We start from the raw sequence: 9,589 nt of genomic DNA, 5'->3' as shown, positions 1-9,589 counted from the left end.
TGGGCGGGGCTCCTTCGCGGGAGCCCCGCCGGCCGGAGGCCGCGCCCCGTCTCAGCAGGTCACCGGAAGCCTGTGCAGGCCGTACACCCCCATGCTGTCCTTGAACGGCAGCTCCGCGACCGGAACGGCGAGCTTCAGGTCGGGGACCCTGGCGAGGAGGGCGTTGAACACGACCTCCAGCTCCAGCTTGGCGAGGTTCTGGCCGATGCACTGGTGGATGCCGTGGCCGAAGGCCAGGTGGTGCCTGCCGCCGCGCTCGAAGTCCAGCCGGTCCGGGTCGGAGTACAGCGACTCGTCGTGGTTGGCCGAGGCGCTGAGCCCGATGACCCCCTCGCCCGCGCGGATCCGCACCCCGCCGATCTCGATGTCGGCCGTCACCACGCGGGAGGTCACCTGGTCGGCGATGCTGAAGTAACGCAGCAGTTCGTCGACGGCCTGCGGGGCCAGACCGGGATCGGCCTGGAGCTTGGCCTTCTGGTCGGGGTTCTCCATCAGGGCGAGGACACCGAGGGAGATCATGTTCGCGGTGGTCTCGTGACCGCCGACCAGCAGGACGTTGGCCATCCCGACCAGTTCGCCGTGGCTGAACGTGCCGGTCTCGCGGTTCTTCAGGACGAGCCTGCCGAGCAGGTTGTCACCGGGGTCGGCCTCCTGCGCGGTGACCAGTTTGTCGAAGTATTCGTGGAGTTCCTGGTGTGCGCTGTTCCGCTCCTGGGGATCGGCGTCGACCGAGACCAGCTTGTCGGTGCGGTCCTGGAAGAACGCGCGGTCGGCGTACGGCACTCCGAGCAGTTCGCAGATCACCAGGGACGGAACGGGAAGAGCGAGTGCCTCGACCAGATCGACCGGCCCTTCGTGGGCGAGCAGGGCCGTGATGCGTTCGTCCACGATCTCCTCGATACGGGGACGCAGTTGCAGAACGCGCTTGACGGTGAACTCGGGAATCACCATTTTGCGCTGAGCGGTGTGCACAGGGGGGTCCATGGCGAGCAACACCGGCCGCATCTGCTCCATGACTTCCGCCGGCACGTCGAAGTGGAGCGGATATCCCGGGTGTGCCAGGTTCGAGCTCACCTCAGGACTGGCCAGCAACTGCCTTATGTGCTCGTGCCGAGTGAGCAGCCAGGCGGTACGCCCCGAAGCCAGGGTGACTTTGCTGATCGGCTGTTCGGCGCGCAGGGAGGCGTACTCCCGCGGAGGCTGGAACGGGCAGGTTCGCGGGTAGGGAAACGAGGTGTCTTGACGGTCAGTCACGGTCTTCTCCGCTGATGAATCAAGGAATCGACTTACGGCTCCATCCAAGCGGACGGACCGCTCCACGCGCGGAGTTACGGCGGAATGAGTCCGAACTCACTGCGACTATCGCCCGGAGCGGCGAGTACGCTTGCCGAGCCGAGTCAACTACGCGTCTGCTCAGGGGGTTTCGGGTATGTACATATCCATCGTCATGTGGGACCTGAAGAAGTCGGAAGCCACCGTGGAGAGTCTTCGCGACTATTTGCGGGACTACGCAGTGGATGCCTACTCGACATTGGAAGGGATGCGGCTCAAGGCGTGGTTCTCCGACGTGGACCGCCAGTTGTGGGGCGCCGTCTATCTGTGGGACCGGGCCGACCAGATGCCGGGTATCTACGGCGTCAGCCGCGTGGTCGAACTCATCGGCTATCCCCCGACCTCGGTAGGGGGCTTCGCTCTTGAGGCGATCGCCGAGGGCAAGAGCGTGCACGAGACGCTGGCCGGCCTGGGCGTCGCGCTGGAGGGCGGCGCGCCGTAACCGACAGCGCTTGTGCTAGCGTCTCCAGCGTGGCCAGCCCTGATGTTATTGTCGAACGTTCCGACCCTGCGGTACAGCGAATCATCGATGTCACGAAGCATTCGAGGTCCGTCGTACGGACCGTGCTGATCGAGGACATCGAGCCTCTTCTCCAGAGCGTTCGCGCCGGAGTGGAGTTCATCGAGGTCTACGGCATTGAGACGACGCCCTTGCCGGACGATCTGCTCGCCGCTTGTGAGAAGCGCGGAATTCCGGTCCGGCTGCTCGCGTCGGCGATCGCCAACCAGGTTTTCAAGACCGAGAAGAAGCCCAAGGCCTTCGGTATCGCGAAGGTCCCGCGGCCCAGCCGTCTTGAGGACCTGGCCGAGAAGTCCGGTGACATCGTCGTCCTCGACGGCGTGAAGATCGTCGGCAACATCGGGGCCATCGTGCGGACCGCGTTCGCGCTCGGGGCTTCCGGCATCGTCCTCGTGGACAGCGATCTCGGCACGATCGCGGACCGGCGTCTGATCAGGGCGAGCCGGGGCTATGTCTTCTCCCTGCCGATCGTCCTCGCGTCACGGGCCGAGGCGCTCAGCCACTTCCAGGACAGCGGTATGCGGACGATGGTCTTCGAGGCCGACGGGGATCTCACCATCGGTGACCTCAACGGCATCGACGAGCGCGTCGTCCTCATGTTCGGCAGCGAGAAGACGGGTCCGTCGGACGCGTTCTCGGGCTCCGCGGCCGAGACGGTGTCGATTCCCATGAACCCTGCCGCCGAGTCGCTCAACGTCTCCGTGTCGGCCGGAATCGCGCTCCACGGGCGCGTGCACCGCAACCTCGCCACGCTGCCCCAGGCGTAGCCCCCGACCGTGACGAGGGCCGGAGACGGCTTTCGGAGGAAGCCCCGCACCCCACGGTGCGGGGCTTCTCGCATTCAGGCCGCCCCGGCCTCTCTACGGCCGCCAGGTCCACGGCTGCGCGTCCAGCCCCAGTCCCACCACGGTCACCCGGTCCGAGCCCAGATGGAGCGCCGTCGACACGGCCTGCCGCCTGCCGGTACGGAGTCGTCCCCCGGCCCGTACCGCGACCCGGCCGGCCAGATCCGTGCCGAGGAGCACCGTGCCGAGCGCCGCCGACCGCGCCGCCACCACCTCCCCGTAGCCGTCGAGACCGGCGTCGGCCGCCGGGCCGAGCAACCGCGCGGCCGCCGGGGGCTGGTGGTACAGCTCGCCGTCGGCGCTCGCCACCGTCGACCCGGAGAGCGGCAGGGTCTCCGTCCGAAGGACCCCGTCCACCCAGTGCTGCACGGACTCCCGCCCCGCCGCGTACAGATGCGTACGGCCCTCCCCGTCCAGCGACACCGCCAGCCCGTCCTGCACCTCGGCGGTGCCCGGCAGCGCGCGCCACGGGGACCAGGCGCCGTCGGCGGACCGTACGCGCGTCGACACGCCCTTGTCCGCGTTCCGTACGAAGAGATGGACCCGGCCGTCGGGGGAGGTCACCGCCACCGGCGCCCCGATCCGGCGGCCCCGGTCGTCCTTCCGCTCCGGGGTGCCGAGACCCTGCCAGGCGAGGAACGGGCCGTCGGGGGAGCGCTGCTCCAGCAGGACGACCTCCCGCTTGTTGGGCCCGCCGTGGCCGGCGAACGCGGCGAACCGCACGCCGAACAGCAGCACCCGCCCGTCGGGCAGGGTGGCCGAGCCGAGCGCGGGCGCGAGCGGCCCGCCGCCCAGGTCGGTCGGGTCGTCCCACAGGCCGGAGCCCCGCCCGGTCTCCCGCCAGCGGACAGCGCGCAGCCCGAGCACCCCGTAGGCGTCGAGCCGGCCGTCCGGGCGGGCGACGACGGCGGGTCCGGTGCCGGGCCAGCGGTGGTGGGTGGCACGCACCCAGCCCTTGTGGTTGGTGAGGGGACGGTCGCCGCCGACGCCGTAGTCGCCGCAGCCGGAGGGGTTGCCGCACTCCCAGTCCGGATCGCCGCCGTACGGGACGAGGTGGCCGGCCTTCTCCTTGAGGACCTGTGGGGGGAGGTTCTTGGGCCAGTGCCGGTTGTAGTACCCCCGGAAGGCGGTCGCCACGAACGCGGGTATCTCGCCCGGCCCCTTCTGGGCCTCGGCGACCCAGCGGATGAGCGCGGCCCAGGAGAAACAGGCGACGGCGGTGTGGTCGCCGTGGTCGGAGTAGCCCGGCTGTTCGCTGTCGCGCCGACGCTGGGACTCGCTGCTGGACTGGAGGTCCGGGTCGGGGTCCAGGGTCTGTACGACGGTCGGCCGGTAGCGGTCGAGGAGACCGACGAGGACGTCCGTCAGCTGGTCGTGGTCGTAGGTGTCGGACCGGTCGACGGGCGAGCCGGTGGACAGGTGCGTACGGAGTTCCAGCGCGCGGTCGTTCCACAGGGCGGGCAGGGCCATGTAGCGCCGGGGGGTGTGCATGGGCAGGTTGAGGAAGATCAGCTCGACCCGGCGGCCGCCGTTCACGAGCGTGTTGATCTCGGCGCGCCGGCCGCCGCGGAGGGTGGCGACGCCCTTCTGCCACGGCGTGAACCTGTCGAGCCCGAGGAGCGTCGCGTAGGCCTGCCGCAGGCCCTGGTGGCGCGCGGAGGAGTAGGCGGACCGGTCCGGCGGCGTCTCGGCCATGCCCTTGATCCGGTTCACGCCGTTGTGCTCGCCGGCGGTGACGTAGACGGAGACCAGGGGTACGCCGGCGTCGAGCATGCGCTGGGTGTCCGGGTTCATGAAGTACAGGTCGTCGTCCGGGTGGGCGGCGAACTGCATGAGCTGAGCGCGCCGCGTGTGGACGATCGGCACCCCGGGCGCGGGGTCGGCGGCGGGCCCGACCCGTCGGGGCGCGGGCACGGAACACCCGGCGAGCGCCGTGGCGCCGAGGGCGGCGGCCGTCGCGAGAACTCCACGCCGCCGGGGCAGACCCGTCAGGCCCGTCAGGCCCGTCAGACCGGTAAGGCCCGTCCCGGGCTTGGATATGTCGTCCACTGCTGCTTCCCCCGCGCCCCGTACCGGTCCCCACCGGTCACCGAAAGTCCCCTGAAACGGCGGACGGCCAGGTCGAGGCCGGGATCCGCGTCCGACTAGACGGGATAGAGGGAGCTGGGGTTGTGCGGCGGCGCGGAATGATCAGATGATCGGCCCGGTCCGGCCTGTCTGTGTCGAAGGGCAGGGACCCCTACCGGTCAGGGACCGGCGGTCCACCGCACCTCGCCCGACCCGAGCGTGACCGTCGCTCGTACCCCCATCGGCTCGTCGGCGCGGCGGGAGAGCAGGACCAGCTCGGCGACCCGGGCCGTCATGGAGCCGAGCAGGGCCTCGGAGGTCGTGGCGAGGGTGTGGGGGTCGTGGCTGCGGCCGAGGGACAGGTGCGGCGTGAAGCCCCTGGCCTGCCCGCCGCACAGGGGGAACCGGGCCTCCAGAGCCTCCCGCAGGCGGAGCCACGGCCGGTCACCGCCCGCGCAGGGGTCGAGCCAGACCGTCGCGTCCTCACGGTGGCCGAACCAGTGGACGCCCTCCAGCTGCGCGCGGAAGGGGCGCACCCCCCGGGCCGCCGAGGCGACGAGCGGGGCGGCGCGCTCGAAGTCGGACTCCGGTACGAAGCCGAAGAGGACGTTGACGTGCGGGGGCCAGCGGTGGATCTGCCGGTCGTGCACGCGCCGGATGTGCTGGATCGGGGGCCAGAGCCGACGGGGCGGGATCCAGGCCACGGCGGTCCGGCTGGTCGCGGGCACGGCGAGGACCTCCTCGGGCGGTACGGCCTCGTCAGCCGCCACCGTCTCGCCGAGCCGGTCCACGCCTGTCGCCCGGTCCCAGACCAGCTCCCCGTCGGCCTCGAAGAAGATCACGCGGTGCCAGGGGATCTCACCGCCCGGTACGAAGTCGGGCAGGCCGACCCGCGCCGGGCCGGCCCCCCGCTCGGCGATCCCCATCACGAACCGCTCGGGGTCGAAGCGGGGGTCCCACAGCACCCGGTGATAGATCTCCTCACTGGTGTGCATGCCCCGCGGCTACCCAGGGGCGCGGCGTCTCAACGCCTCCCGGAGAGAGCACCCCCGCCCCGCGGCGACGCCCAGCATCACGGAAAGATCAACAGACCCGGCCTGCCCGAACCCGCCCGCGCGCACCGTGACACCCTCGGGACCCCAGCGCGCGACACGGGGGTGGGGAACATGAGCGACAAGGGCCCGTCGGTCTCCGACGAGGAATGGGCCGCGTTCGTCGAGGCGGCGCGGAAGGACGGGGTCGGTTCCGACGCTGTCCCGGAGCCTCGCCGCCGGCGGCTCCGGCGGCCGGACCGGCAGGAGCGACACGAGCGGCAGGACCGGTTCCGGCGGCAGGAGCGGCAGGAGCGGCAGGACCGGCCGGAGCGGCGCGAGCCGGAGGGGTGGCGGACCTGGCCCGCCCGGCAGGAGACGAACCGCCGGGGCAGGGCCCGGCGCCAGGTCAAGGGCGTCGTCGGGATCACCCTGGCCGCCGGCCTCCTGCTGCTCGCGCTGCGCCCGGACCTGATCACCGACCGGTTGCCCGAGGGCCTCGGCGGCCCGGGGGACCGCACCCCGCTCGCGGCCGAGACCGCGCGCCCCACCCAGGCGCCGCCCGAGGAGGCGTTCCCTGACCGCCCGACGCTCAAGGAGCCCTTCAAGGGCTCCCCGGCCCTCCGCTGGGCCGATGGGGCCGCCGGGATCGAGCTGCCCCGGGCGAAGGCGGTCGGCGGGCTGTCGCAGGAGCGGGTGGCGCAGGGGCTCGACATGGCCAGGAGGTTCCTGGTCACCGCGAACCTGGATCCGGCAACGCTGCGCGGGCAGCGGCCGACCGAGGCGATCGAGCTGCTCGACCCCCGGCAGAAGGACGTCCACGGGATCGTCGACCGCGCGCTCAGCCGACCGGACGAGAAGCACAACCCGCTGTGGCTGTTCAGCCGCTTCGACCCGGCCGAGGTGCGGCTCGTCGGCGACGTGGTCAAGACCCGCGGGCGGACGACGTTCGTCGCGGGGGAGCGCCCGGGCGAGGTCCTGATCCACGCGGACTACACCTTCGTCTACCCGCTGGTGAAGACCCGCCCCGGCTTCGACGAGGTGGCGCGAACCGTCGTCCGCCGCCAGATGACCTTCGCCCTGTACGACCCGTCAAGGATCCTGGCGACCCCCGGCAGGCTCAACGTCCTCCGGATGGAGGAGTCCGCCGGCAACGACGACTGCACGAGGGACGGGACCGGGTTCCTGCATCCCGAGTTCAGCGAGGACCTGGCCGCCAAGCCACCCCGCACCGGGCCGGAGGTCGACCCGTACGACCGGAGCAAGGACCTCGCGGAAGCGGGGGAGGACTGCCACGGGGTGGTCACCCGCACCTGAGGGGCCCGAACAGGGGGAGAAGGCGACAAGCGCGTGGCGTACCGCCGTCGACGGGGCCGGCGGACCCGCGCATCGGCGGAGACGGCGGCAGACCGGCGCCCGCGGCCCGGAGGGTCGACGTTTGACTTGCGTCACGTCCGGGGTATTCTCTCCGGCTCGATTGGCCAGCCCGCCGCTGCGTATGGCAGACTGTCGGGGTTGCTCGGTTGAGTGCCGATGCTGCGCGCCTCCCGTCGGGGGGACCGGAAGCGAGTCCCACAGTACTCGTCGCTCCTTCTCAGGAGCGGACGTACGGGAATCTTCCGGGAAGCGTCAGCGGGGTGCCGACCAGGCACTCGGTGGCCTCTCGCAGATATTGCAGCCTGCCCCCGGACTCGCGGCCAGCGACCGCACCCCCTTGGTTGGGAAATCCCTATGGATTTCTGCGTAGAGGGAGTGCGACACGCCCGACCGCGTGGGTCGGAGGCAGAGTCATGAGGGCCCCCGAGTCCAGAGCGTTACGAGAGACAGGACTACTGAGTAGCCATGGCGGGACAGAAGATCCGCATCCGGCTCAAGGCCTACGACCACGAGGTCATCGACTCCTCGGCGAAGAAGATCGTCGAGACGGTGACGCGCACTGGTGCGTCGGTCGCGGGCCCGGTGCCGCTGCCCACTGAGAAGAACGTGTACTGCGTCATCAAGTCGCCGCACAAGTACAAGGACTCGCGCGAGCACTTCGAGATGCGGACGCACAAGCGCCTCATCGACATCCTCGACCCCACGCCGAAGACGGTTGACTCGCTCATGCGCCTCGACCTGCCGGCGGGCGTCGACATCGAGATCAAGCTCTGAGGTGACGCGCGAGATGGCTAAGAACATCAAGGGCATCCTGGGCGAGAAGCTCGGCATGACGCAGGTCTGGGACGAGAACAACCGGGTTGTCCCGGTGACCGTCGTCAAGGCCGGCCCCAATGTCGTGACCCAGGTGCGTACGAACGACATCGACGGCTACGAGTCGGTCCAGATCGCCTTCGGCGAGATCGACCCGCGCAAGGTGAACAAGCCCCTCAAGGGTCACTTCGCCAAGGCCGACGTCACCCCGCGCCGTCACCTTGTGGAGCTCCGCACCGCTGACGCCTCCGAGTACACGCTCGGCCAGGAGATCACCGCCGAGCTCTTCGAGGCCGGTGTGAAGGTCGACGTCACCGGTAAGAGCAAGGGCAAGGGCTTCGCCGGTGTCATGAAGCGCCACAACTTCCGTGGTGGCAAGGCCTCCCACGGTGCCCACCGCGTGCACCGTAAGCCCGGTTCGATCGGTGGCTGCGCCACCCCGGGCCGTGTCTTCAAGGGCATGCGCATGGCCGGCCGTATGGGCAACGAGCGCGTGACCACCCAGAACCTGACCGTTCACGCCGTTGACGCGGAGAAGGGCCTGCTCCTGATCAAGGGCGCGGTTCCTGGTCCGAACGGCGGCCTCGTCCTGGTCCGCACCGCGGCCAAGGGGGCCTGAGGATATGAGCACCATTGACATTCTGTCGCCCTCCGGCGACAAGACCGGGACCGTCGAGCTCCCGGCCGAGATCTTCGAGGCCAAGATCAGCATCCCGCTGATCCACCAGGTCGTCGTCGCGCAGCTGGCCGCCGCCCGTCAGGGCACGCACAAGGTCAAGACGCGTGGCGAGGTCCGTGGTGGTGGCAAGAAGCCGTACCGCCAGAAGGGCACCGGCCGCGCCCGTCAGGGTTCGACCCGCGCCCCGCAGTTCGCCGGTGGTGGCGTCGTGCACGGTCCCGTGCCGCGTGACTACTCGCAGCGGACCCCCAAGAAGATGAAGGCCGCCGCCCTCCGCGGTGCCCTCTCCGACCGGGCGAACCACTCCCGCATCCACGTCGTCTCCGGCGTGGTCGAGGGTGACATCTCCACCAAGGCCGCCAAGACGCTGTTCGGCAAGATCTCGGAGCGCAAGAACCTGCTCCTGGTCGTCGAGCGCTCCGACGAGGCCGCGTGGCTGTCCGCCCGCAACCTGCCCCAGGTGCACATCCTGGAGCCGGGCCAGCTGAACACGTACGACGTGATGCGATCCGACGACGTGGTCTTCACCCAGGCCGCCCTCGAGTCCTTCGTGTCTGGCCCCAAGGCCGCTGACAACGAAGGGAGCGAGGCCTGATGTCCGAGGCCACGATCACCAGCAAGACCTTCACGGACCCGCGCGACATTCTCGTCAAGCCGGTTGTTTCCGAGAAGAGCTACGCGCTGCTCGACGAGAACAAGTACACGTTCATCGTTGCGCCCGGCGCCAACAAGACCCAGATCAAGCAGGCCGTCGAGGCGGTCTTCTCGGTCAAGGTCACCGGGGTCAACACGATCAACCGCCAGGGTAAGCGCAAGCGCACCAAGGCCGGTTTCGGCAAGCGCAAGGACACCAAGCGCGCCATCGTGACCCTTGCCGAGGGCAACCGTATCGACATCTTCGGCGGTCCGACCGCCTAACGGCGGT

10 protein-coding genes are annotated in these 9,589 nt (G+C 70.1%); 7 read left to right on the top strand and 3 right to left on the bottom strand.

The genetic code is table 11. The features are described from left to right. Nucleotides 1-51: 51 nt before the first annotated feature. The gene (locus M5362_RS22000; protein WP_260229402.1) at nucleotides 52-1,254 is read right to left on the bottom strand and encodes a cytochrome P450; all 1,203 of its coding nucleotides are present in this window, start codon (nucleotides 1,252-1,254) and stop codon (nucleotides 52-54) included. Nucleotides 1,255-1,429: 175 nt separating this feature from the next. On the opposite strand from M5362_RS22000, the gene M5362_RS21995 reads away from it, so the two are divergent. Further along, nucleotides 1,430-1,774 carry a hypothetical protein gene (locus M5362_RS21995; RefSeq protein ID WP_260229401.1) on the top strand — a complete coding sequence of 115 codons (345 nt, stop codon included), beginning with the start codon at nucleotides 1,430-1,432 and terminating at the stop codon, nucleotides 1,772-1,774. A 29-nt stretch (nucleotides 1,775-1,803) separates the two neighbouring features. Continuing rightward, the gene (nshR, locus tag M5362_RS21990) at nucleotides 1,804-2,619 is read left to right on the top strand and encodes an NshR/TsnR family 23S rRNA methyltransferase (protein WP_260229400.1); all 816 of its coding nucleotides are present in this window, start codon (nucleotides 1,804-1,806) and stop codon (nucleotides 2,617-2,619) included. Between the two features lie 93 nt (nucleotides 2,620-2,712). Here the strand turns inward: nshR and M5362_RS21985 are convergent, their stop codons facing one another. Then, a complete protein-coding gene (locus tag M5362_RS21985; protein WP_260229557.1) occupies nucleotides 2,713-4,680 on the bottom strand; it encodes a PIG-L family deacetylase in 1,968 nt (655 codons plus the stop codon). Nucleotides 4,681-4,943: 263 nt separating this feature from the next. Then, nucleotides 4,944-5,759 (bottom strand): RNA repair domain-containing protein, encoded by an 816-nt coding sequence (locus M5362_RS21980; protein WP_374214505.1) that lies wholly within the window; start codon nucleotides 5,757-5,759, stop codon nucleotides 4,944-4,946. Between the two features lie 171 nt (nucleotides 5,760-5,930). Between M5362_RS21980 and M5362_RS21975 the strand changes: the two genes are divergently transcribed. From M5362_RS21975 to rplW, 5 genes are all read left to right on the top strand, one after another. Continuing rightward, on the top strand, nucleotides 5,931-7,112 hold the full coding sequence (locus tag M5362_RS21975; RefSeq protein WP_260229399.1) for a hypothetical protein: 1,182 nt from the start codon (nucleotides 5,931-5,933) through the stop codon (nucleotides 7,110-7,112). A gap of 525 nt (nucleotides 7,113-7,637) precedes the next feature. Next, complete coding sequence (gene rpsJ / locus M5362_RS21970; protein ID WP_003948644.1) at nucleotides 7,638-7,946, top strand: 30S ribosomal protein S10; 309 nt, start codon at nucleotides 7,638-7,640, stop codon at nucleotides 7,944-7,946. 13 nt (nucleotides 7,947-7,959) lie between these two features. Then, a complete protein-coding gene (gene rplC, locus M5362_RS21965; RefSeq protein WP_260229398.1) occupies nucleotides 7,960-8,604 on the top strand; it encodes a 50S ribosomal protein L3 in 645 nt (214 codons plus the stop codon). Nucleotides 8,605-8,608: 4 nt separating this feature from the next. Further along, a complete protein-coding gene (gene rplD / locus M5362_RS21960) occupies nucleotides 8,609-9,259 on the top strand; it encodes a 50S ribosomal protein L4 (protein ID WP_260229397.1) in 651 nt (216 codons plus the stop codon). Then, a complete protein-coding gene (gene rplW, locus M5362_RS21955) occupies nucleotides 9,259-9,582 on the top strand; it encodes a 50S ribosomal protein L23 (RefSeq protein WP_260229396.1) in 324 nt (107 codons plus the stop codon). The genes rplD and rplW overlap by 1 nt, the downstream gene beginning before the upstream one ends. Nucleotides 9,583-9,589: the final 7 nt, after the last annotated feature.

This window comes from Streptomyces sp. Je 1-79, assembly GCF_025195125.1.
Lineage (GTDB): Bacteria > Actinomycetota > Actinomycetes > Streptomycetales > Streptomycetaceae > Streptomyces.
The sequence above is the reverse complement of the archived record's forward strand: the minus strand, read 5'-3'. Positions and strand labels throughout refer to the sequence as shown.